Source organism: Leptotrichia sp. oral taxon 218, assembly GCF_018128225.1.
In the GTDB taxonomy this organism is placed as follows: Bacteria; Fusobacteriota; Fusobacteriia; order Fusobacteriales; family Leptotrichiaceae; genus Leptotrichia.
This window is the reverse complement of record NZ_CP072377.1, coordinates 1,992,123-2,014,291: the sequence shown is the minus strand read 5'-3', so window position 1 is coordinate 2,014,291 and position 22,169 is coordinate 1,992,123. Positions and strand designations below refer to the sequence as shown.

General features: G+C 28.5%; 22 protein-coding genes and 1 pseudogene. 21 read left to right on the top strand and 2 right to left on the bottom strand.

Annotation, left to right across the window (positions count from 1 at the left end):
* Positions 1–5 precede the first annotated feature (5 nt).
* The 16 genes and pseudogenes from mraY to J5A73_RS09515 all read left to right on the top strand — a co-directional run bounded on the left by mraY (position 6) and on the right by J5A73_RS09515 (position 16,276).
* Positions 6–1,094 (top strand): phospho-N-acetylmuramoyl-pentapeptide-transferase, encoded by a 1,089-nt coding sequence (gene mraY / locus J5A73_RS09590; RefSeq protein WP_211615287.1) that lies wholly within the window; start codon positions 6–8, stop codon positions 1,092–1,094.
* A 146-nt stretch (positions 1,095–1,240) separates the two neighbouring features.
* Positions 1,241–2,620 (top strand): UDP-N-acetylmuramoyl-L-alanine--D-glutamate ligase, encoded by a 1,380-nt coding sequence (gene murD / locus J5A73_RS09585; RefSeq protein WP_211615285.1) that lies wholly within the window; start codon positions 1,241–1,243, stop codon positions 2,618–2,620.
* Positions 2,621–2,638: 18 nt separating this feature from the next.
* Entirely contained in the window at positions 2,639–3,784 is a 1,146-nt protein-coding gene (locus J5A73_RS09580) for an FtsW/RodA/SpoVE family cell cycle protein (RefSeq protein WP_249069265.1), read from the top strand.
* A gap of 36 nt (positions 3,785–3,820) precedes the next feature.
* The gene (gene murG, locus J5A73_RS09575) at positions 3,821–4,870 is read left to right on the top strand and encodes an undecaprenyldiphospho-muramoylpentapeptide beta-N-acetylglucosaminyltransferase (RefSeq protein ID WP_211615283.1); all 1,050 of its coding nucleotides are present in this window, start codon (positions 3,821–3,823) and stop codon (positions 4,868–4,870) included.
* An 18-nt stretch (positions 4,871–4,888) separates the two neighbouring features.
* Positions 4,889–6,238, top strand: coding sequence for a UDP-N-acetylmuramate--L-alanine ligase (gene murC, locus J5A73_RS09570; protein WP_211615281.1), 1,350 nt, complete (start codon positions 4,889–4,891; stop codon positions 6,236–6,238).
* A 32-nt stretch (positions 6,239–6,270) separates the two neighbouring features.
* The gene (gene murB, locus J5A73_RS09565; protein WP_211615279.1) at positions 6,271–7,122 is read left to right on the top strand and encodes a UDP-N-acetylmuramate dehydrogenase; all 852 of its coding nucleotides are present in this window, start codon (positions 6,271–6,273) and stop codon (positions 7,120–7,122) included.
* A gap of 91 nt (positions 7,123–7,213) precedes the next feature.
* The gene (locus tag J5A73_RS09560; RefSeq protein WP_211615277.1) at positions 7,214–7,882 is read left to right on the top strand and encodes a cell division protein FtsQ/DivIB; all 669 of its coding nucleotides are present in this window, start codon (positions 7,214–7,216) and stop codon (positions 7,880–7,882) included.
* Positions 7,883–7,954: 72 nt separating this feature from the next.
* Entirely contained in the window at positions 7,955–9,127 is a 1,173-nt protein-coding gene (gene ftsZ, locus J5A73_RS09555) for a cell division protein FtsZ (protein WP_211615275.1), read from the top strand.
* Positions 9,128–9,232: 105 nt separating this feature from the next.
* Entirely contained in the window at positions 9,233–10,246 is a 1,014-nt protein-coding gene (gap, locus tag J5A73_RS09550) for a type I glyceraldehyde-3-phosphate dehydrogenase (RefSeq protein ID WP_211615273.1), read from the top strand.
* Positions 10,247–10,420: 174 nt separating this feature from the next.
* The gene (locus tag J5A73_RS09545) at positions 10,421–10,984 is read left to right on the top strand and encodes a sugar O-acetyltransferase (RefSeq protein WP_211615270.1); all 564 of its coding nucleotides are present in this window, start codon (positions 10,421–10,423) and stop codon (positions 10,982–10,984) included.
* Between the two features lie 67 nt (positions 10,985–11,051).
* Positions 11,052–11,612, top strand: a complete 561-nt coding sequence (locus J5A73_RS09540) for a transposase family protein (RefSeq protein WP_211615268.1) — start codon at positions 11,052–11,054, stop codon at positions 11,610–11,612.
* A 176-nt stretch (positions 11,613–11,788) separates the two neighbouring features.
* The gene (locus tag J5A73_RS09535) at positions 11,789–12,694 is read left to right on the top strand and encodes a YafY family protein (protein WP_249069264.1); all 906 of its coding nucleotides are present in this window, start codon (positions 11,789–11,791) and stop codon (positions 12,692–12,694) included.
* A gap of 185 nt (positions 12,695–12,879) precedes the next feature.
* Entirely contained in the window at positions 12,880–13,455 is a 576-nt protein-coding gene (locus tag J5A73_RS09530; protein ID WP_211615267.1) for a hypothetical protein, read from the top strand.
* Between the two features lie 98 nt (positions 13,456–13,553).
* Positions 13,554–14,036 carry a GyrI-like domain-containing protein gene (locus J5A73_RS09525; RefSeq protein WP_211615265.1) on the top strand — a complete coding sequence of 161 codons (483 nt, stop codon included), beginning with the start codon at positions 13,554–13,556 and terminating at the stop codon, positions 14,034–14,036.
* A 129-nt stretch (positions 14,037–14,165) separates the two neighbouring features.
* Positions 14,166–14,801 carry a GyrI-like domain-containing protein gene (locus J5A73_RS09520; protein WP_211615263.1) on the top strand — a complete coding sequence of 212 codons (636 nt, stop codon included), beginning with the start codon at positions 14,166–14,168 and terminating at the stop codon, positions 14,799–14,801.
* Positions 14,802–15,063: 262 nt separating this feature from the next.
* Positions 15,064–16,276: pseudogene (locus J5A73_RS09515) on the top strand (IS256 family transposase).
* 100 nt (positions 16,277–16,376) lie between these two features.
* Here J5A73_RS09515 and J5A73_RS09510 read toward each other — a convergent pair.
* Both J5A73_RS09510 and J5A73_RS09505 read right to left on the bottom strand, forming a co-directional pair.
* The gene (locus J5A73_RS09510) at positions 16,377–16,619 is read right to left on the bottom strand and encodes an RNA-binding S4 domain-containing protein (RefSeq protein WP_211615261.1); all 243 of its coding nucleotides are present in this window, start codon (positions 16,617–16,619) and stop codon (positions 16,377–16,379) included.
* Between the two features lies 1 nt (position 16,620).
* Positions 16,621–17,628 (bottom strand): phosphate/phosphite/phosphonate ABC transporter substrate-binding protein, encoded by a 1,008-nt coding sequence (locus J5A73_RS09505; RefSeq protein ID WP_211615259.1) that lies wholly within the window; start codon positions 17,626–17,628, stop codon positions 16,621–16,623.
* A gap of 283 nt (positions 17,629–17,911) precedes the next feature.
* On the opposite strand from J5A73_RS09505, the gene J5A73_RS09500 reads away from it, so the two are divergent.
* The 5 genes from J5A73_RS09500 to J5A73_RS09480 all read left to right on the top strand — a co-directional run bounded on the left by J5A73_RS09500 (position 17,912) and on the right by J5A73_RS09480 (position 22,088).
* On the top strand, positions 17,912–18,559 hold the full coding sequence (locus tag J5A73_RS09500; RefSeq protein ID WP_211615257.1) for a lipoprotein: 648 nt from the start codon (positions 17,912–17,914) through the stop codon (positions 18,557–18,559).
* A gap of 24 nt (positions 18,560–18,583) precedes the next feature.
* Positions 18,584–19,159, top strand: a complete 576-nt coding sequence (locus tag J5A73_RS09495; protein WP_211615255.1) for a DUF937 domain-containing protein — start codon at positions 18,584–18,586, stop codon at positions 19,157–19,159.
* A gap of 346 nt (positions 19,160–19,505) precedes the next feature.
* Positions 19,506–20,207, top strand: a complete 702-nt coding sequence (locus J5A73_RS09490; protein ID WP_211615253.1) for a hypothetical protein — start codon at positions 19,506–19,508, stop codon at positions 20,205–20,207.
* 42 nt (positions 20,208–20,249) lie between these two features.
* Positions 20,250–20,651: an IS200/IS605 family transposase gene (gene tnpA / locus J5A73_RS09485; protein ID WP_211615251.1), complete on the top strand. Its 402-nt coding sequence runs from the start codon at positions 20,250–20,252 to the stop codon at positions 20,649–20,651.
* 9 nt (positions 20,652–20,660) lie between these two features.
* Positions 20,661–22,088 carry an RNA-guided endonuclease TnpB family protein gene (locus J5A73_RS09480; RefSeq protein WP_211615249.1) on the top strand — a complete coding sequence of 476 codons (1,428 nt, stop codon included), beginning with the start codon at positions 20,661–20,663 and terminating at the stop codon, positions 22,086–22,088.
* Positions 22,089–22,169: the final 81 nt, after the last annotated feature.

Below are 22,169 nucleotides of genomic sequence, written 5' to 3'. Positions count from 1 at the left end.
AAATAATGTTATATTTGTTACAAAAATTATTCATAAACAATTTTGGAACGCTGAGAATTTTTAAATCTATTATAGTTAGATCTTCTGTAGCGTTTGCCGTGGCATTTTTGTTTATGCTTGTATTCGGAAAGCCATTTATCGCTTGGCTGAAAAAGAAAAAATACGGGGATACGGCGAGAGAGGAAGGACCAAAATCTCATTTTGACAAATCTGGAACGCCTACGATGGGTGGAATTTTGATAATTGCAGCTATACTTTTTGCAACTTTAATTGCAGGAAATTATGAAAATAAATTTATAGTATTTTTATTTTTTATAACAATATTGTTTACAACAATTGGATTTTATGACGATTATTTGAAATTGACACGGCATAAAAATGGACTTTCTGGGAAAAAGAAAATTGTGGGTCAGCTTATCATAACTGCGATAACTTTTTGGTTTGTATATAAATTTGGATTGATTGACAAAAAAATTGATTTTTCAATAGTGAATCCAATAATTAAAAATTCGTATTTGTATATAACGCCGATTTTGTTTTTTGTGTTTATGGGATTCGTTATAATTGGTTCGTCAAATGCGGTAAATTTGACAGATGGACTTGATGGACTTGTAAGTGGGCCTATAATTGTTGTAAGTATAACATTATTTATAATTACATATTTGACAGGACATTATGAATATGCAAAATATTTGAATTTATATTATGTCAGAGAGTCAGCGGAAATTTGTGTTTATCTTGCTTCGGTTGTTGGAGCGCTAACTGGATTTTTATGGTTTAATTTTTATCCAGCGCAAGTGTTTATGGGAGATACTGGTTCACTTACCCTTGGAGGGATATTGGGAATAGTAGTTATTTTCTTAAAGCAGGAATTGCTGCTTCCAATTGCAGGATTTATATTTATTGTGGAAGCGTTGTCTGTGATGATTCAAGTTTGGCACTATAAAACTTTTGGGAAAAGAGTGTTTAAAATGGCGCCAATTCATCATCACTTTGAGTTATTGGGACTTCCTGAAACGAAAGTTACGATAAGATTTTGGATAGTTTCAATTATGACTTGTCTAATTACATTTTTAATTTTGAAAATGAGATAAAATTAATTTAAAATAAAAAAGCGAAGGGTGATTTTTTCATCCTTTGCGAAAAAAATAAAAAAATTGTATTTTTATTTAATTTTTTTAATAAAATTTTGTTATAAGAATAAAATAAATATATATATGAAAAAGAGAGGAATAATCATATGGATAAAGCGATAGTTTTTGGAGCGGGACTAAGTGGTCACGGAGCGAAAGAATTACTTGAGAAAAAAGGTTACAAAGTGTACTTGGTGGATGATAAAGTGGCTTTGAGCTCAGAAGAAGGAATAAAAATTTTAAATGAAGGAGATATAGAGTTTGTTGTAAAAAGTCCAGGAATACCTTGGAAAGCAGAACTTTTAAAAGTGGCTAAAAATAAAGGTGTAAAAATAATTTCAGAAATTGACTTGGCATATAAATATGTTGATAAAAATATAAAAATAATTTCATTTACAGGAACAAATGGAAAGACAACAACTTGTACAAAAATGGCAGAGCTTTTGAATTTTGCTGGATTTAGAGCAAAACTTGCTGGGAATGCCGGTTTTTCATTTGCGAAACTTGTGGCAGATGAAACACCACTAGATTATGTAGTTTTAGAGTTAAGCAGCTATCAGCTGGAAAATAATCCGCAAATTCATTCACACATTGCAGGAATTATAAATTTGACACCAGATCATTTGACAAGATATGCTACATTGGAAGATTATTATTCGACAAAATTTGATATTTTTACAAAACAGACAACCGATGACTTTGCGATTATAAATTTGGACGATGTAGAGTTTTTTGAGCTTTTTGAAAAGAAAAAAAATTTGAAAGATAAGATAAGAGCGAAAAAACTTTATTTAAGTAAAGAAATAAAAGGAACGGCATTTGTATATAAAAATAATATTCGTATTATGAAAGATTTGACTAAAAAAATTGATGAGAATAATATTTCAGATGAATATATTGAAAAAAATTCTGAACTTTTGATGAATGTTGGCGAAATGTCGCTAAAAGGAAAACATAATTTGGAAAATATGCTGTTTTTGATTTTGGCAGCTAAAATTTTAAATGTTTCAAATGAAAAAATTTCTGAGTTTTTGAAATCTACAGCACCGCTTGAACACAGACTTGAGAATTTTTTTGTAAAAGGAAATACAACTTTTATTAATGATTCAAAAGGGACAAATGTGGAATCGACTTTAAAAGCAATAGATTCTTTTAATAACAAAATTATAATGATTTTAGGTGGAGATGACAAAAAAATTGATAATATGCCGCTTATAAAAGAAGTTGCTAAAAAAGTTGATTTTGTCTATTTAATTGGAGATAATGCACAAATTTTGATAGACGATATGGAAAAAGTCAATTACAAAAACTACAAAAATTTGGAAACTGTTGAAAATGTAATTTTGTATTTGAAAGAAAATCTTGATTTTGGAAAAGACCAAACTGTGCTATTTTCTCCAGCAACTTCAAGTTTTTGTCAATTCAAAAGTTTTGAGCACAGAGGAAAAGTTTTTAAAGAATTGACTGTAAAAATTTTAGGAAAATAAAAAATAGGAGAAAATAAATTGTTTAAAAATAAGAAATTTTTGGGAACGGCATTTATAATAGTTATTTTATTTCTTTTGGCAGTAAGCCTTTTAACGATGGCAAGTGTCAGTTATCCGATTGCGCCGAAAAATAAACCAGGTTTTTATTATTTGTATAAACAGATAGGTTGGATAGTTGGTGGATTGTTTTGCTTTTCTTTTGCAGCACTGATGAATTATAAAAGATATAAAGAAATTAAAATTTTTTCAGTGCTTTATATAGCAGGAATAATAGGACTTATAGCAGTATTAATTTTTGGAAGCAAGTCAAAAGGAGCGGTTCGTTGGATAGATTTATTTGGTTTTAGGATGCAGCCATCAGAATTTTCAAAATTAATAATAATTATCGTTGTTTCTGTACTTGTTGAACGATTAAAAAAGAAAAACATGATAGCGACAAAACCTTGGACTTCAGCATTTATAATTTTAGGAGCGACAGGGATTTATTCATTTCTTATTCTTGCGGAAAAATCGTATACGAGTATGGCTCAGGTTGCGCTCATTGGAATTCTAATGCTGTTTATTTCAGGAATTAATCTACCGACTTTTTCAATAATATTTGTGGGATTAGCGTTTCTTGGAAAAATTTTATTAATGAAGGATAAATATAGGGTTGACAGAATAGCGGGTCATAAAAATCTAAATGAAGTTCCTTTTCAAGTGCAGCAGTCGTTAATAGCTATAGGAAGCGGGAAATTAACAGGAAGAGGTTATGGAAATGGATTTCAAAAATATAGATTTTTACCTGAAATTCACACAGATTACATACTTTCTGGGTTTGCTGAAGAAAATGGATTTATAGGAGTTTTACTTTTAATTTTAGTTTATGTATTTTTGCTTGTCATAATTTTGATGGTCGCCTTTAAAATTAAAGATATGTTTGCAAAATATTTATTAATTGGAATTTTTGTGATGTTTGCGACACAGATATTGGGAAATATTACTGTTGCGACTAATATGCTACCTTCAACTGGAATTCCATTGCCACTTATGAGCTATGGTGGAAGTTCGATATTTGTCAGTATGTTTGCGCTAGGAATAGTTTATAATGTCATAAGGGCGCTCTATAAACAGGAGATGGGCGATGAATTGGACGAAATTAACGAAGTCGAATACATGATGTAAAAAAAATTTTTTGAAAATGAAATGAAAGGAAAGAAAATGGAAAAAGTGGTATTTACTACTGGCGGGACAGGCGGACATATTTATCCAGCTCTCGCTATTGCAAAAAAAATGAGAAAAAAAAATATAGATGTTTTATTCATAGGAACAAGTCATAGAATGGAAAAAGACATAGTTCCCCGTGAAAATTTTAGATTTATCGGACTTGATGTCTTGCCTCTAAATTCATTAAAATCTGGAATTAAAATGTTAAAAGCGATTTTTAGCACAATAAAATTATTAAAAAAAGAAAAGCCGCAAAAAATAATTGGTTTTGGAAATTACATAACAATCCCAGTTTTAGTAGCTGCAAATGTTTTAAAAATTCCTTATTACCTGCAGGAACAAAATCACACGATGGGACAAGCAAACAAGTGGTTTTACAAAGGAGCAAAAAAAGTGTTTATTGCATTTAAAAATACAATAGATAGTGTAAAAGAAAACCAGAAATCAAAATTTATCGTGACGGGAAATCCATTAAGAGAAGAGTTTTATACAAAAGATAAATTTGAAGAGAGAAAAAAATTGGGAATAGCTGCTGATGAGCATGGAATACTTATCATCGGTGGAAGTCTTGGAGCGAAAAATATAAATGAAGCTGTTTCTAAAAATTGGAAAAAGATAATGGTTGACAAAAAGTTAAAATTATTTTGGGCGACTGGAAAAGATAATTTTGATGAAGCAACTTACAGAATAAGGGATTTTGGGACATCAGTTGTCAAACCTTATTTTGAAAATGTGCCACAGCTTATGGCGGCGTGTGATTTGGTTATTTGCCGAGCTGGAGCTTCGACAATTTCAGAGTTAATTGAGTTGGAAAAACCTTCAATTTTGATTCCTTATGATTTTGTCGGTCAAAAAGAAAATGCGGATGTCTTGGAATTTGAAAACGCAGCTAAAATTTTTACAAATGAAACTGTGGAAGAAGCTATTGATGAAGCGTTGTCGCTTGTAAAACAAAAGACGACTTTGGAATTTATGAGTAGCAATATAAAAAATTTGAAAAAAGGAAATGCTTCTGAATTAATAATAAAAGAAATGGGACTATAAAAAAATGGAGGAAATAAAATGTTGACAAAAGTAAACAATATATATTTTAGTGGAATAAATGGAGTTGGAATGAGTGGACTTGCAAGAATACTTGCAGCTGACGGATTTAATGTAGCGGGTTCAGATTTGGTTAGAAAACCTGTGACAAAGGATATGGAAGATTTGGGAATAAAAGTTTATATTGGACAAGTTGAAGAAAATGTGAAAGATAAAGGAATTGATTTATTTGTATATTCAACAGCGATAAGAGAAACAAATCCTGAATATAAATATGTCGTTGAAAACAATATAAAAAAAATAAAAAGAGGAGAATTACTTGCTGAAATAATGAACCGTTTTGATGGAATTGCAGTTGCTGGAACTCATGGAAAGACAACTACAAGTTCAATGTTAAGCGTGGCACTTCTTGAAAAAGAGCCATTTATCGTAGTTGGAGGATTTATTCCAGAAATTCAAAGCAACAGTAAAATTGGAAATTCGGAATATTTTATAGCGGAAGCCGATGAGAGCGATAACTCATTTTTATACATAAAACCAAAATATTCAGTTGTTACAAATGTGGAACCAGATCATCTTGATCATCATGGAACATTTGAAAATATAAAAAAATCATTTGAAAAATTTATTGATAGCACTGAGAGAATTGCAATTTTGTGTAAAGATACGGTTGAGAAAGTGAATTTGAAACTTACAAATAAAAATATTGTCTGGTACAGTATAAAAGATGAAACAGCCGATATTTATGCAAAAAATATAAGAGTAGAAGATGGAATTACAAGTTTTGAAGTTGTGAAAAATGGTGAAGATTTGGGGACATTTAGATTGAGCATTCCAGGAGAACACAATGTGTCAAATTCACTTCCTGTAATTTATTTTGCACATGAATTTGGCTGCAATATGAAAAAAGTGAAAGAGAGAATGTTAAAATTTAAAGGTGCAAACAGAAGATACCAAGTGATTTATGACAAAGGTATAAGAATTATAGATGATTACGCACATCATCCAACAGAAGTTAGAGTTACAATAAAAGCAGCTCATAAAACAGAAAAAGGAAAAGTTACCGTAATTTTTGAGCCACACAGATACAGCAGAACAAAATTTTTCTTTGACGACTTTGTGGAAGCTTTAAAACACGCTGACGACTTGATACTTCTTCCAATTTATGCGGCTAGTGAAGATAATATTTATGGCGTAAGTTCAGAAACGCTAGCTGAAAAAATTGGTGGAAATGTGAGAGTTCAGACAAAAGACGAGATTGAAAATCTTTTGAAAAGCGAAAAAGATAGTGGAAACACATATGTATTTATGGGTGCGGGAAGTGTTTCAAAACTAGCTCATGAAATAGCGCAAGATTTAGAAAAATTATAAAATACTTTTGAGAAAAAGCGAAAGGAAGTTTTATGGAAGTTATAAAAAATGCACAAATGAAAGAATATTCCAATATGAAAGTTGGTGGAATAGCTAAAGAATTAATTTTTGTGGAAGAAAAAAATGAATTAAAAGAAATAATAGATACGAGAAAAAACATTTTTATTCTAGGAAATGGAACAAATACTTTAATATATGACGGAAATTTGGATATAAGTTTTGTTTCACTAAAAAAATTGAAAAAAATTTCTATTGAAGAGAAAAATAAAGATTTTGATTTGGTCAGAGTGGAGTCTGGATTGGATTTGGATGATTTAATTAAATTTATGGAAGAAAATAACTATACTGGACTTGAAAATATTACAGGAATTCCTGGATCTGTCGGAGGTCTTGTCAATATGAACGGCGGAGCTTACGGGACTGAGATTTTTGACTGCATTGAAGAAGTGGAAGTTTGTAAAAACGACGGAAAAATAGAAAAAATAAAAACAAAAGACTTGCATTTTAAATATAGAACTACTGAAATAAAAGAAAATAAATGGATTGTCATTTCAGCACTATTTAAATTTAAATTTGGTTTTGATCGTGCCGCTTCAGAAGATAAAAGAGAGCAAAGAAAAGTAAAACATCCGTTAGATTTGCCAAATTTGGGAAGTACATTTAAAAATCCTGAAGGGAAATTTGCTGCAAGATTAATTTCTGACGCTGGATTAAAAGGTTATCAAGTGGGTGGTGCAAGAATTTCTGATAAACATCCAAACTTTGTCACAAATGTTGGAAATGCCACTTTTAACGATGTAATTTCAGTGATTGAGCATGTAAAAGAAGTAGTTTTTGAAAAATTTAATATAAAATTAGAGACAGAAATTATCATTTTAAAATAAAATTAAACAATTTAATTTTTTTGGCAAAAAAATTGAATAAAATTGAAAAATAGTGTATAATAATATTAAAAAAGTGGAGTTAAAGTTAAGAATGAAAAGAATAGTTAAAATATTGGTTATATTATTTTTGCTGTTAGGAATTATATTTTTTTGCAAAAGATTTATTGATTCTGATTATTTTAAAGTTCAAGAAGTTGTAGTAACTGGAAAGACAAAGCTTTTACAGCAAGATGTGACGGAACAAGTTGAGAAAATGAAAGGGAAAAATATAGTTTATTTAAATACTAAAGAAATTGAAGATTTTTTAAGAAATGATGTAAGAGTAAAAAAAGTTTCAATTACAAAACAGTTTCCAAGTAAAATATTATTTAATATCGAAGAAAGACAACCTTATGCGTATGTAAGAAAAGGAGAAAATTTATTTTTAGCAGATGACGAATTAAATATTTATGGAGATAAAATAGAAGATTCGCCAAAGAGTATGCCAATTATAGATTATACAGATGAAGCAAGTTTTGAAGGAATGAAAATTATAGTTTCCAAAATAAAAAATAAGGATTTATATTCTATGATTTCAGAAATAAGAAAAACTCCCAAATGTTATGAAATATTACTTGTAAATGGTTTAGTATTAAAAACAGACACTGATGTAAGTGAAGAAAAGTATAACAAAGCATATAATGCGTATGATCAAATAATAAGAAAAGAAGAACCATTGACTTATATAGATTTAAGATATAAACTTATTTATAAAAAATAGTCTTAAAAGAATTTAAAGAAAGGAGATGCTATTTTTAAAATTAAAATAAGATTTTTAAGTAGCAAGTAAATAATGGAAAATTTGAATAGTACTGTAAAATTAAAAGTAGTAGGAGTAGGTGGAGCTGGTGGAAATGCAATAAATGATATGATTGAAAGTAATATAACAACTGTGGAATTTATAGCTATAAATACCGATCAGCAAGATTTAGATAGATCAAAAGCAACATCAAAAGTTCTTTTAGGAAGAGGGACAGGAGCAGGAGCAGATCCTGAAAAAGGTAGAAGTGCCGCAAGAGATTCTGAAGACAAAATAAAAGAAGTGCTGGAAGGTACAGACATGTTATTTATTACAGCAGGAATGGGTGGAGGAACAGGAACAGGAGCTTCTCCAATCATAGCTGAAGTGGCAAAGTCAATGGGAATTTTAACAGTTGCAATCGTAACAAAACCTTTTAGTTTTGAAGGACCTATCAAAAAAAATAATGCACTGGCTGGAATTAAAAATTTAAAAGAAAATGTCGATACATTAATTGCCATACCAAATGATAAGTTATTTGAAATTCCAGGAATGAATATCACTTTATTAAATGCTTTTAAAGAAGCAAATGGAATATTAAAAATAGGAATAAAAGGAATTTCTGATCTAATTATGAAACAAGGGATTATAAATCTTGACTTTGCGGATATTAGATCAATTATGCAAAATTCTGGTATTGCTATGCTTGGTTTCGGAGAGGCAAATGGGGATGAAAAAGCAAAAAATGCCACAGTTCAGGCACTAAACAGTCCATTATTAGAAAAATCAATAGAAGGTGCAAGAAAAATATTGATAAACATTACAGCTGGACCAGATGTGGCATTAAATGAAGTGTATGAAGTTGCAAATACAGTAACGGCTAAAGCTGGAAGTGAACCTAATTTAATTTGGGGATATATTTTAGATGATGAGCAGGAAGGAACAATAAGTGTGTCAATCGTAGCTACAGACTTTCAAGATAATGCTCAAATAAATGTGCAAGGAAATGATAACAATAATTCAAAAACTGTGAGATTTGCTCCAGAAATAAAAAAAGAAGAAATTAAACCATCAGCAGAAGTAGAAGAAGAAAAACAGCAAAAGTCAGAAGTTTTCTCAGAAAATAAAGATGAAACTCAAAAAGAAAATTTTGATGAAGATGATGACGATGAGGATGACGACGACAATATGTCTGATTTCGTTTTGCCACCATTTTTTCAAGAATAAAAAATGACTTTTGTTATTGAAAATTTATTAAAAATGTGTTATACTCAAAGTGTAAAAAATATATTAAAACTTTAATATATAAAATTTTTAGGAGGTATTATTAAAATGGCAGTTAAAGTAGCAATTAATGGATTTGGAAGAATCGGGAGATTAGCATTAAGATTAATGTCTGAACAAACAGATAAATTTGAAGTTGTAGCAATTAATGACTTAACAGATTCTAAAATGTTAGCTCACTTATTCAAATACGATTCATCTCAAGGAAGATTCAATGGAACTATTGAAGTTAAAGAAGGAGCTTTCGTAGTAAACGGAAACGAAATTAAAGTTTTCGCAGAAGCTGATCCTGAAAAATTACCTTGGGGAGATTTAGGAGTAGACGTAGTATTAGAAGCAACAGGTTTCTTTGCAACTAAAGAAAAAGCTGAAAAACACGTAAAAGCAGGAGCTAAAAAAGTAGTTATTACTGCACCTGGTGGAAACGATGTTAAAACAGTAGTTTACAATGTAAACCACGAAATCTTAGATGGTTCAGAAACAGTTATTTCAGGAGCTTCTTGTACAACTAACTGTTTAGCACCAATGGCTAAAGCATTAAATGACAAATTTGGAATTGTAACTGGAACAATGACAACTATCCACGCTTACACAGGAGACCAAAATACATTAGATGCACCACACAGAAAAGGTGACTTAAGAAGAGCAAGAGCTGCTGCAGTAAATATCGTACCTAACTCAACAGGAGCTGCAAAAGCAATTGGATTAGTAGTACCTGAATTAAATGGAAAATTAGATGGAGCTGCTCAAAGAGTACCTGTTCCAACTGGTTCATTAACTGAATTAGTATCTATCTTAAACAAAAAAGTAACTGTCGACGAAGTAAATGCAGCTATGAAAGAAGCATCTACTGAATCATTCGGATACACTGAAGAACCATTAGTATCTTCTGACATCGTTGGAATCCACTTTGGATCATTATTTGATGCAACTCAAACTAAAATTGTTCAAAATGGAGATGTTCAATTAGTTAAAACAGTATCTTGGTATGACAATGAAATGTCTTACACTTCTCAATTAATCAGAACATTAGGATACTTTGCAAGTAAAATTTCTAAATAATTAATTGCTTTTAAAATTTTTTAAAGGTCAAGTTGAAACAAAGGTAAAAAGTTAAATCGGCTAGTTTTAGTCGATTTTTCTTTTTATAATTTAAAATTATTTTATTTATTATTTTATTTAAGAATAAAAAAAAAATAAAAAATAAAAAAAGGAGAAAAAAGATAAAAAAATAAAATGACAGAGAAAGAAAAAATGATAGCAGGAATGATTTATGATGCTAATTATGATGAAGAACTTTTGAGAGAAAGAACGAAAGCAAAAGAATTGTGCCATGAGTATAATTATTTAGTGAAACCGTCAGAAATTGAAAAGCAAAATAAAATTTTAAAAAAATTACTTGGAAAAACAGGAAAAAATTTCACAGTGACAGCACCATTTTGGTGTGATTATGGCTATAATATTGAACTTGGTGAAAATTTTTACAGTAATCATAATGTTGTAATTTTAGATGGAGCAAAAGTAAAATTTGGAGCTAATGTATTTGTTGCTCCAAATTGCGGATTTTATACGGCAGGACATCCTTTGGATAGTGAACAGAGAAATGCAGGACTTGAATACGCAAAGCCAATAACAGTGGGAAATAATGTATGGTTTGGAGCAGGAGTTCATGTAATGCCTGGAGTTACAATTGGAAATGATGTTGTAATTGTCGCAGGAAGTGTCGTTACTAAAGATATTCCTTCTGGAGTTATGGCAGCTGGTGTACCATGTAAAGTTGTAAAAAAAATAACAGATTAAAAAACAAGGAATTTTACTATTTGTAAATTTTAAGTGGTAAAATTATGGCTCTATAATATATATGGGGATGGAAAAAGAAATAAAAAAAGTTGAAATTATCTGTGACACCTATCATGTATATGGAATAAGAGCTGATATAAGGCAGAACTGCTGTGATAGAAGGATGAATATACATGACTACAGGACTGTTACAATAAGAAGCCTCAGTTATGGAAACAGGAAAGCTATACTTCATATAGAAAAACAGAGGTATGTCTGTCCTATATGCAATAAAAGGACAACTTCCTCAATAGGTATTGTGGATAGGAACTGCAGCATCTCAAACGAAGTCAAGGATGAGATAAGAAGAAAACTTTCTGAGATGAAGTCATTCACTCAGATAGGAAGGGAAGAAAATACGAGCATATCAACTGTCATGAGGTTATTTCATGACATTGAAGTTCCTCATAAGGAGCTGGATTATGAAACTGTATACCTTGATGAATTTAAGGGGAATGCAGATAAAGAAAAATACCAGCTGGCAATATATGATACAAACCATATCCTGATAGATATTTTAAAGGACAGGAAATCATCAACTATAAGGGAATTCTTTCTCTGTCATAAAGACAGTATAAAAAAGGTATGAAGGAAATATCACAAAGCAGAATGATTTAAAAAAGACAGCTAAAAATATTTTATTATGTTATTTTGGCTGCCCCTATATTTTTTACTCTGTCATCTTATTAGAAATTTTTTTACTTTTTTATAAAAATAGAGTATAATTGTTAAACTAAAAAATATTTTTAAGAAAAAGGATAAATTATGAATATAAAATTAGCCAGACTTTTTGAAATTGTACAAATTTTATTGACGGAAAAGAAAGTGACAGCAGAAAAATTGGCACGTCATTTTGAAGTGTCCAAAAGAACGATATATAGAGATATTGAAACTTTGACATTAGCACAAATTCCAATTTATTCGGAAAAAGGAAGATATGGGGGAATTGGACTTATAAAAAATTTTACGATAGATAAATCTTTTTTATCTCAGAATGAGCAAAATGAGATTTTATTTGCTCTGCAAAGCTTAAACGCGATTCAAGATTTTAAAAACAACATCACTTTAACAAAATTAAGCTCCATTTTTAATAGAAAGGCTGATGACTGGATCGAAGTTGATTTTTCAAGATATGGTAAAAATGATAGTATTTTGTTTGAAAAAATTAAAAATTCAATACTTGAAAAAAAAGTTATAGAATTTATCTATTTTAATACAAAAGGAAAAAAGTCCAAAAGAACGGTAGAACCACTAAAATTGTGGTTTAAAGAAAAAGCGTGGTATCTTTTTGCATATTGTCGCAAGAAAAAAGATATTAGGCAGTTTAAAATAGCTAGAATAAAAAATTTGGAATTGACTTGTGAACATTTTGAAAGAGAACTTAAAAAGGAAAATTTGAAAAATCAAAATAATGTGAATGGAAAAGGCACAAAAATAGTGATTGAAGTTGATAAATCTCAAGCTTACCGTGTATACGACGAATTTTTTGAAGAAAATATCGCAAAAAAAGAAAACGAAAATTTTGAAATAACTATAGAAATTTTTGAAAATGAATGGTTATACGGATATTTACTATCTTTTGGAGAACACTTAAAAGTTTTAAAACCTGCAAGAATCAGAGAAATTTTGGCAAAGAAAGTTGAAAAAATGAGAGAAAATTATAAAATATAAATTTTTAATATGACATACTGTTGTCGTATTTTTTTTGCTATAATAAATTTGAAAATAAATTTATTTAAAAAAAACATTAAAAAAATTGTAATTATGATTTTAGAAAAATTTGCAGAATAGGAAAAATTTTTTGTAGCATTGGCACTGAATGAAAGAAAAATATTAAAGAATACAGGAGGACAAAAATGACTAAAAACAAAATAAATAATATTGATAAACTGGGAAGTTTGATTTTTATTTTATTAACAATTTTATTTATATGTTTGCTTTTTTTTAATAAATCTTTTTTAAATTGGACATTTGAACGGCATCATAATATTTTAAGCTGGTATATAAGGCCTTTATTTCTAATACCTTTTTGTTATTTTTCATACAAAAGAAAATTAACGGGCATTTTTATGACAATCTTTTTTCTTTTGACGAGTATGTTTTGGTTTCCCAAACCAACGAATGTTAGCACACAAGTAAATGAATTTTTAAATTTAGAGCAAAAATTTCTTTTAAATAGTCCTTTTTATACAAAATTAATAGGAATTTTTATAGTCTTCATTTCTCTATGGGGATTGTCAAAAGCACTGTGGAAAAGAAATTTAAAATTAGGAATTGCAGTTTTAGTGTTAATTGCTATAAGTAAAATGTTTGGAAGTGTTATTTTTGCAGGAGAAGTAGGAAAATCTATTTTTATACCCGCAATTATTGGACTTGTAGTCTGTATTTTAGGTATTTATATATTATTTTACACTTCTAAAAAAAATGATTAATTTTTAAAATATAAATATTATCATTATTTAAAATTAAAAAGTTTTTTTATAAATTGAAAACTTTTAAAAAATAAAAAGTACAAAGGAGATCGATTAAAATGAAATATGAAATAGTGAAAATTAAAGAAAAAACAGTGGTTGGATTGTCTGAAACAATGAGAAATGACAAAAATGCATCAAAAAAAATTGGAAAAATGTGGAATGAGTTTCGCTACGAAAATGGAGGAGAAATAAAAAATATAAAAGACAGAGTGAATAAAAATACAATGGCAGTTTATTTTGATTACACTAATAAAAATGGTTTTGAATATAGAAATCTTGTGGGTTGTGAAGTGAAAAAGGAAAGTAAAAATATTAATGAAAAATTGACAAAAATATTCATTCCAAGCGGAAAATACGCAAAATTTTCTCTTTTTGGAAATCCACAGACAGAAGTTACTAATTTCTGGATTAATTTTTGGAAGAATTTTGGAGAACAGGGAGAAAAATTAGAAAGAACTTATACTTATGATTTTGAAGAATATATAGCTGGAGACGATCCTAAAAATATGGAAATTAATATTTATATTGCAGTGAAATAGTTCTTGGGATCTTATTTCAAAAACGAATAATTTTGAAAAAATTTAAAATTATGGATATTACATTAATAATATTCATAAGCGTTTATTTAAGTAATAAAAAAAATTTAGAACAAAGGAAAATGATTAATTATGACATTTGATTTTAAAAAAGAAGAAAAACAATTTTACAATTCTGGGAAAAAACCTGTTATAGTAGAAATTCCTGAAATGAATTTTCTTTCCATCAGAGGAAAAGGCAATCCAAATGAAGAAAATGGAGAATACAAGAAAGCACTTGAATTAATATATGCTATCGCTTACACATTAAAAATGAGTTATAAAAGTGATTATAAAATCGAAGGATTTTTTAATTATGTTGTTCCACCGCTTGAAGGATTATGGTGTTCGGAAAAAGAACAGGAAAATAGTAAATTGGAAAAAGAAAAGTTAAGTTGGATTTCCTTAATAAGATTGCCTGATTTTATTAAAAAAGAAGATTTTGAATGGGCTATAAAAGTATCAACTGACAAAAAGAAAAAAGATTTTTCCAAAGTTGAGTTTTTTACTTATAAAGAAGGAATTTGCGTACAATGTGTGCACATAGGTTCCTATGATGATGAGCCTAAAACTATTTTATCAATGGAGGAATATGCCAGAAAAAAAGGTTACACTTTTAATATAACAGAAAAAACACCTCATCATGAAATATATTTGAGCGATCCCAGAAAAGTTGACATAAGTAAAATTAAAACGGTCATTCGGTATCCAATAAAAAAGATAAAATAGTCTGTAAAAATTAATAGAAAAAAGAAAAATTATTTAGAGAGTGTCTAGATTTTTTTATAAATATATACAAATTCAGTAATGTAGGAATTCTTTGCTGTATTTACATAAAAAAAAATTTACACTCTCTAATTCCCCCAAAATAAGATTTTTTAATCATATTTTATTAATAAGTTTTAATCATTTAAGGGTGTGTAAAAATTTTTGTGTAAACCTCTAAATAATATATGGTAAAATAACTATATAATATTTGGAGGTTTTTGTTATGGCTAAAAAGAAAATTGACAGCGAAATTTTTAAAACACTTATTGAGGATTACAATATTAAAGATACTAATGATATTAAGGATATGCTTAAGGATTTGCTTTCGGGTACTATTCAAAATATGCTTGAAGCTGAAATTGAGCATGAACTGGGGTATGCTAAACATTCTATGAAAGATAAGACTACTTCTAATGCTAGAAATGGACATTCCAAGAAAACTGTTAGAAGTGAATACGGCAATATTGACTTAGATATTCCTAGAGATAGAAATGCTGAGTTTGAACCTCAAATCATCCCTAAATATCAAAGAGAAATTACTGGCATTGAAGGGCAGATTCTTTCTCTTTATGCTAAAGGAATGAGCAACAGAGATATCGAGGACCATCTTAATAATCTTTATGGAATTGATGTTTCGCCATCTATGATCAGTAAAATTACAGATAAAATTATACCTGAAATTAGAGAATGGCAGTCCAGACAGCTTGAGGATGTATATCCAATAAGTTTTTATGGACGCTATCCATTACAGTGTAAGAAAAGATGGAGTTGTTGTTAAAAAGGCGGTATATTTAGCTATAGGAATAGATAAGGAAGGAAGAAAGGAGGTTTTAGGATTTTGGATAGGAGAAAATGAATCAAGCAAGTACTGGCTAAATGTTTTAAATGAATTGAAAAACAGAGGAGTTCAGGATATACTAATTATGTCTGTTGATAATTTAAAAGGGTTCAGCGAAGCAATATCTTCAGTGTTTCCAAAGACAGAAATTCAAAAATGTGTGGTTCATCAAATTAGAAACAGCATAAGATACATATCTTACAAAGATGTAAGGGAATTTACATCAGACTTAAAAGAAATGTACAATGCACCAACATTGGAACAGGCAGAGTTTAAACTGGATGAATTAGAAGAAAAATGGGGCAAAAAGTATATGGCGGTAATTAATTCTTGGAGAAGTAACTGGAATGAGTTGACAACATACTTTAAATATGATACAAAGATAAGAAAGCTGATATATACGACAAACCCGATAGAAAGTTTAAACAGACAATTGAGAAAGTATACAAAGACAAAATCACTTTATCCGACAGATGAAGCATTAATGAAATCAGTATATCTAAGCTTAAAGGAAGCAACAAAGAAATGGACTGGAAGAATACCAGGCTGGGGAGAAATATACTCTCAGTTAAGTATTTATTTTGAAGGAAGGATTTAAAAACAGGATGATAAAAATACCATCCTGTACCATATATTATATTTTGAGTTTACACAAAATTCTGGACACTCTCTATAGTTTACAAAAAAAAGATTAATTGCTAAATAATTTGTATATAGTTTTCTATAAGTTCCTTTTTTAGGCTTTCAGGTGGCAAATCTAAAACTTTTACTTTTATATTTTTGCTAAAATATTTTATTTCAAAAATGTCATTTTTTTTCACTTCATAAGAAGATTTTTTTTGTTCTCCATTTACAGTGATATTGCCATTGTCAGCTAGTTCTTTTGCAACGGTTCTTCTTTTTATAATTCTTGTAACTTTTAAAAATTTGTCTAATCTCATTTTATTTGATACCTTTCATACTTTCATACCATGCGGTATTTGTTTCAATAAATCCAATATTTGGATTTTCTCTTAAAAATAATCCTTTAATTTTTGAATCTTTTGTTTTTTCTTTTGGACTAAAAATATACGGATTGTCTGTAACTTCTTTAGACATCAAAGCCTTTTTGATTTTTTCCTGATCTTCTTTTGATAAAGTTTTTGTGTTAAATACAATAGGTCCGTTGTAGACAGGGATTGAACGAATTACAGTGAAACTTTTTCCAGCGTATTGTCCAAATGGTGCAACAGCTCCTTTTTTAACTCTGTAAGTTGCTCCAGTTCTAAAGTCAGTTCCAGAAGTCAACTCATAAGTTGTAAATGATTTTGGAATAGCAAATGTTGCTACATCAACATCTCCTTTAAATAATAGTGCTTGTGTTCCAGGGTGAGATGCTCCAAAGACAACTTTTGAGAACACTTTATTTGGTTCAATCAATTCATCAGTATTTTTTATTCCAAATTCGTCGGCAATAACTTTTCCAGGAATTTTAAATCCAGAAGTTGAGCTATTTGTAACAAATCCGATTGTTTTTCCTTTAAGTTTTTTTAAGTCAAAGTTATTTCCGGTTTTATATTTAGCGGCATCTTCACTACGAACAGCGATAAAACTGTAATATAGGGAATCTTTTAAAGTTCCGCTTTCTCCAGCATTTGTAAGCACGGCTTCAATATCTTTTGAACGCTCTCTTGCTTTTAAATAGGCTTCTGCACCAAGATAAGTGATTTGCGCTTGTCCAGATACGATGTTTTCAACTGTGATGTTATAGTCAGTTGTTGTTATAATTTCTACTTTTTTTCCTGTAGCTTGTTGAATGATTTTGGCAAATTCGTCTCGTGATTTTTTTAACGATTCATTCGCTTCATTTGGCAAAAAGACAATTTTTATCGTGTCGTTCTTTTTGGAACAACTTACCATAAAAAATATTGCCACAAGTAAGGTCAAAAATTTTAAAATGTTTTTTTTCATAAAAACCTCCTAAGTGTCAAATATTTAAATTATCTTATTATAACACTTGTTATTTTTATAGTCAATATAGATTCTTTTTATATTTAAAAATTTATTTAAATAATTTTTATAATAAAAAAATTATAAAAAAAATAATACTTTATAGTCAAAAAAAGTATAGAAAAAAAATTTTTTTTGTTGTATAATGTATAAAAATAGTTTTTTTAAATAATTTAAAATAATTTAATTGATTAAATTTTATTTTTAAAAAATTTGATTTAATCAAGATTTTGGAGTTTTGGAAATGAAAAAAATTTTTGAAGTTATTATTTTATCGGGTATGTTTTTAATTGGTTGTGCAAAAGGCGGGAAAGACGAAGATAAAAAAAGTAAAGAAAAAGAAAATATAGAAAATATTATCAAAAGAGAAAATATTTTTTCAAATAATTCGATTGAAACAGTACTTAAAATATTTTCTGAGAAATCGGAAAAAAATAGAATCGGAATTAATAAATTTGAAAAATTAATTTTTGAAAATAGAAATTATTATTACGCTAAAATAAATTCCAAAGAAAATTCAATTTATGCGTTAGATTACAGCGGAATAAATGTGACAGGAATATTTTTGAAAGTAAATAAAGTGGATAGTGCAAACTTAGGAGTAATTGAAAATTTAGTGGCAAATTTAATTCAAGTATCTGATAGCAAACTAAAAGATTCTGAAGCAAGAGCGATTTACGCAGAAATTTTATCAAAATTAAAAGATAACGAATTTTCCAGTTCACTTACATATACAAATGGGATAACTTACGGATTACAAATAAACAGTGCAACGGGAGAATTTATATTTTATGCAAAAGAAGCTGATACACAAAACGCACAAGAAAGTTTTCAGAATATTACCATTGACGAAAATTCAAGAATTATTGCAGAAAAAAGTGGAAGAAGGTAAAATTAATATTAACTAGGAGGTAAAATGAATTTAGAAGCATTATTAGGACTTTTACAAGGACAAGATTTAGGAAAATTAGCCGAGCAAGTTGGAGGAAGCAGCACAGAAGCGAGAAATGGAGTAGCAGCGGCTCTATCAGCAATTTTGGCAGCAGTTAATAAAAACGCAAATAATAGCGAAAAAGCACAAGGATTGAATAAAGCGTTGGAACAGCACGATGGCTCAGTATTAAATAATCTTGGAAGTTATTTGCAAAATCCAGATTTAAAAGATGGAGCAGGAATTTTGAGCCATTTATTTGGTGGAAATACACAAAATGTGGCAAATGCAGTTTCTCAGTCGAGCGGTTTGGATACTCAAGGAAGTTTGAAGATGTTAGAAACTTTAGCACCATTAGTTTTGGGAGCGTTAGGACAACAGAAAAAAGAAAATAATTTAGACGCACAGGGAATTAGTAATCTAACTTCAAATCTTGCAGCGAATTTTGCTGGAGAAGGTGGAATTATGAGTATGATTACAAATTTATTAGATGCGAATAAAGATGGAAATGTAATGGATGATTTGACTGGAATGATTGGTAAATTATTTGGTGGAAAATAAAAATAAAAATTTAAAAATAATTAGTTTTAGCAAGTTATAAAAATTTTCACTATAAAATAAATAAAATATAGTTTAGTAAATAAAAGGAATTACTTGAAATCTTGAGTAGTTCTTTTTATTTATTGAATAAATTTATTTTCAAAAAATTAAATATTTTTAAATATAGTGATTAATACGATTTCCCGTTTAAAAAGCGAATATTTATTTTAATTATTTGAAAGTAAATATCAAATTTAATCTGTTAAAAAGATTTATGATGTATTCGTTATTCAAATAGGATTTAGAATAAAATATGATACAATAAATATTATTTGTTAATTTTTTATAGTTGTTAGTGGAGGATTTTATGAGAGAAATAACAATTATTTATATAATTGCGATTACAATTTTATTGATTTACTGTTTTTGGACAGTAAAATTTTGGGGTAAAAATTTTTTTAAAAAAGATGTGCTACCAAAATTGAAAGTTCCGAAAAATATTTCTGCAATGGGAGTTGGAATTTTGAATAATTCTGGTACGGAGAAAAATTTTCATATTGGGATATTTTCTTTGGTTGAGAAAAATTTTATAACTGCGAAAAGAGAAAAGCTTTTTGAAAATATGGATTTTCAAACGGATATTTTGTATAAGAAAAATTTGGAAAAATCTAAAAGTAATTATTACAGACAAGATGAGCTTTTTGCAGAAGAGCGATGGGTTTTAGATAGCTTGGCGGATTCTGAAAAGGGGATTTTGAGTGATTATCAAAGTTCTGGGAATAGAGAGAAATTGCCGAAAATGGATGAAAAAAATATTGATAGAAGAAAAGAGATTTTTAGAGAAGTCTTGCAAGTGTTGATAACTTTTTTAGTAGCTTTTTTGATAAATGTAATTTTAAAGGGTTCTTCATCGAGTAGTTCAAGCGGCAATTATTCGAGTAGTTCATATAATCAAAAATCTTTAGATCCTTTTTTTGAAAAAATGTTTGAGATTTATGAATTATGCCAGAACACTCCCGACGCAAGGAATGAGATGAATGGAATATTTTTTGGAGACGAAAAAATTTGAAATAGTTAAATACATATGGTATAATAAAAGTGGTGATAAAATATGGCAAATATTAATTTTGGAAGAGGATATATGTATTCAATTCAATATCATATAGTGTGGTGTGTAAAATATAGAAGAAAAGTATTAATTGATGATATTGAAAAAACTTTAAAAAAATTACTAATTGAAATTTCTAATGAAAATAATATAAAAATAGTAGAAATGGAAACAGATTTAGACCATGTTCATATATTAATTGAATGTAGTCCTCAACATTTCATACCTAATATTTTGAAAATATTCAAGGGAATTTCTGCAAGAAAACTTTTTTTAAAACATCCCGAGATAAAAAATAAGTTATGGAATGGACACTTATGGAATCCTAGTTATTTTGTTGCAACTGTTTCTGAAAATACTGAAGAACAAATAAAAAGATATATCCAAACTCAAAAAGAAAAATAAGGAGGAATTATGGCAAATTATGTATTGACATTAGCTTTAAAAACTGAACTATGGCAAGAACATATTTTAGAAAAAAGAATAAACATAGCTAGAATGATATATAATTCCTGCCTTAGTGAAATTCTTAAAAGACATAGAAAAATGATAATTTCTCCTGAATATAAAGAAATCAGTAATTTAGATAAAAAAGAGCAATCTAAAAGATATAAAGAATTAGACAGAAAATATTCAATATCTAAATTTGAATTAAATAAGTATGTGAAACCTATGACACAAAAATTTAAAAAGAATCTAGGTTCTCAAATGGGACAAGAATTAGCTGAAAGAGCTTTTGCGACTTATGAAAAATTTAAGTATGGTAAAGCTAAAAAAGTACATTTTAAAAGTTATGGAAATTTCTATTCTGTTAGAGAAAAAGGGAATATTACAGGACTTAGATTTTTTAAAGAAGATTGTTGCATATCTTGGTTAGGCTTAAAGATTCCAGTAATAATAAAAAATAATGATAAATATGCACAAAGTTGTTTTTTAGATAAATTATTATATTGTAGGTTACTTAAAAGAGTTGTAAATGAAAAAAACAAATACTACATTCAAATAACTTTTGAGGGAACACCTCCTAAAAAACATAAAGTTGGTGGAGAAAATGAAATTGGAATTGATATAGGAACTTCAACAATAGCAATCGTTAGTGATAATAAAGCAGAATTAAAGATTTTAGCTGAAAATGTAGAAATAAATGAAAAAGAAAAAATAAGACTACAAAGAAAACTAGATAGACAGAGAAGAGCAAACAATCCTAATAAATATAACAAAGATGGCACAATTAATATAGAAAATAAAGAAAAATGGAAAAAGAGCAAATCATATGTGAAAACAAAGTTAAAACTTTCAAATTTACAGAGAAAAATCGCAGAGAAAAGAAAGCAATCTCATAATATTTTAGCGAATAGTATACTAGAAATTGGAACAATAGTAAAAGTTGAAAATATGAGTTTTAAAGCTTTACAGAGAAGAAGCAAGAAAACTGAAATATCTGAAAAAACTGGAAAATTTAAAAAGAAAAAGAGATTTGGAAAATCTTTATCAAATAGAGCACCTGCATTATTGATTGAAATAATAAATAGAAAATTAGGATATATTGAAAAAAATATAATAAAAATTGATACTTTTAAAGTAAAAGCTAGTCAACTAAATCATAGTACAAATGAATATGAAAAGAAAAGTCTATCAAAAAGATGGGTAGAAATATTAGGAAATAAAATACAAAGAGATTTGTATTCTGCATTTTTAATAAAGAATGTAAAAGAAAATTTAGAAGAAGTAAATATAGAAAAAGCACAAAAAGAATTTAAAAATTTTGTTAAATTGCATAATGAAGAAATTGAAAGAATAAAAAAAGGAAATGTAAAAACATTAAAATGTATGGGATTTTAAAATAAAAACTGGTTTTGAACCGAGCCAACAGGATGTAAATGTTCTCAACGGAGAGCTTATCCATTAAAGTCTTAAGGAAAT

Excerpts from the sequence above, each read along its gene's own strand:
- mraY (WP_211615287.1), top strand. The coding sequence starts at position 6 with ATGTTATATTTGTTACAAAAATTATTCATAAACAATTTTGGAACGCTG.
- murD (WP_211615285.1), top strand. The coding sequence starts at position 1,241 with ATGGATAAAGCGATAGTTTTTGGAGCGGGACTAAGTGGTCACGGAGCG.
- murG (WP_211615283.1), top strand. The coding sequence starts at position 3,821 with ATGGAAAAAGTGGTATTTACTACTGGCGGGACAGGCGGACATATTTAT.
- murC (WP_211615281.1), top strand. The coding sequence starts at position 4,889 with ATGTTGACAAAAGTAAACAATATATATTTTAGTGGAATAAATGGAGTT.
- murB (WP_211615279.1), top strand. The coding sequence starts at position 6,271 with ATGGAAGTTATAAAAAATGCACAAATGAAAGAATATTCCAATATGAAA.
- J5A73_RS09560 (WP_211615277.1), top strand. The coding sequence starts at position 7,214 with ATGAAAAGAATAGTTAAAATATTGGTTATATTATTTTTGCTGTTAGGA.
- ftsZ (WP_211615275.1), top strand. The coding sequence starts at position 7,955 with ATGGAAAATTTGAATAGTACTGTAAAATTAAAAGTAGTAGGAGTAGGT.
- gap (WP_211615273.1), top strand. The coding sequence starts at position 9,233 with ATGGCAGTTAAAGTAGCAATTAATGGATTTGGAAGAATCGGGAGATTA.
- J5A73_RS09545 (WP_211615270.1), top strand. The coding sequence starts at position 10,421 with ATGACAGAGAAAGAAAAAATGATAGCAGGAATGATTTATGATGCTAAT.
- J5A73_RS09540 (WP_211615268.1), top strand. The coding sequence starts at position 11,052 with ATGGAAAAAGAAATAAAAAAAGTTGAAATTATCTGTGACACCTATCAT.
- J5A73_RS09535 (WP_249069264.1), top strand. The coding sequence starts at position 11,789 with ATGAATATAAAATTAGCCAGACTTTTTGAAATTGTACAAATTTTATTG.
- J5A73_RS09530 (WP_211615267.1), top strand. The coding sequence starts at position 12,880 with ATGACTAAAAACAAAATAAATAATATTGATAAACTGGGAAGTTTGATT.
- J5A73_RS09525 (WP_211615265.1), top strand. The coding sequence starts at position 13,554 with ATGAAATATGAAATAGTGAAAATTAAAGAAAAAACAGTGGTTGGATTG.
- J5A73_RS09520 (WP_211615263.1), top strand. The coding sequence starts at position 14,166 with ATGACATTTGATTTTAAAAAAGAAGAAAAACAATTTTACAATTCTGGG.
- J5A73_RS09510 (WP_211615261.1), bottom strand. The coding sequence starts at position 16,619 with ATGAGATTAGACAAATTTTTAAAAGTTACAAGAATTATAAAAAGAAGA.
- J5A73_RS09505 (WP_211615259.1), bottom strand. The coding sequence starts at position 17,628 with ATGAAAAAAAACATTTTAAAATTTTTGACCTTACTTGTGGCAATATTT.
- J5A73_RS09500 (WP_211615257.1), top strand. The coding sequence starts at position 17,912 with ATGAAAAAAATTTTTGAAGTTATTATTTTATCGGGTATGTTTTTAATT.
- J5A73_RS09495 (WP_211615255.1), top strand. The coding sequence starts at position 18,584 with ATGAATTTAGAAGCATTATTAGGACTTTTACAAGGACAAGATTTAGGA.
- J5A73_RS09490 (WP_211615253.1), top strand. The coding sequence starts at position 19,506 with ATGAGAGAAATAACAATTATTTATATAATTGCGATTACAATTTTATTG.
- tnpA (WP_211615251.1), top strand. The coding sequence starts at position 20,250 with ATGGCAAATATTAATTTTGGAAGAGGATATATGTATTCAATTCAATAT.
- J5A73_RS09480 (WP_211615249.1), top strand. The coding sequence starts at position 20,661 with ATGGCAAATTATGTATTGACATTAGCTTTAAAAACTGAACTATGGCAA.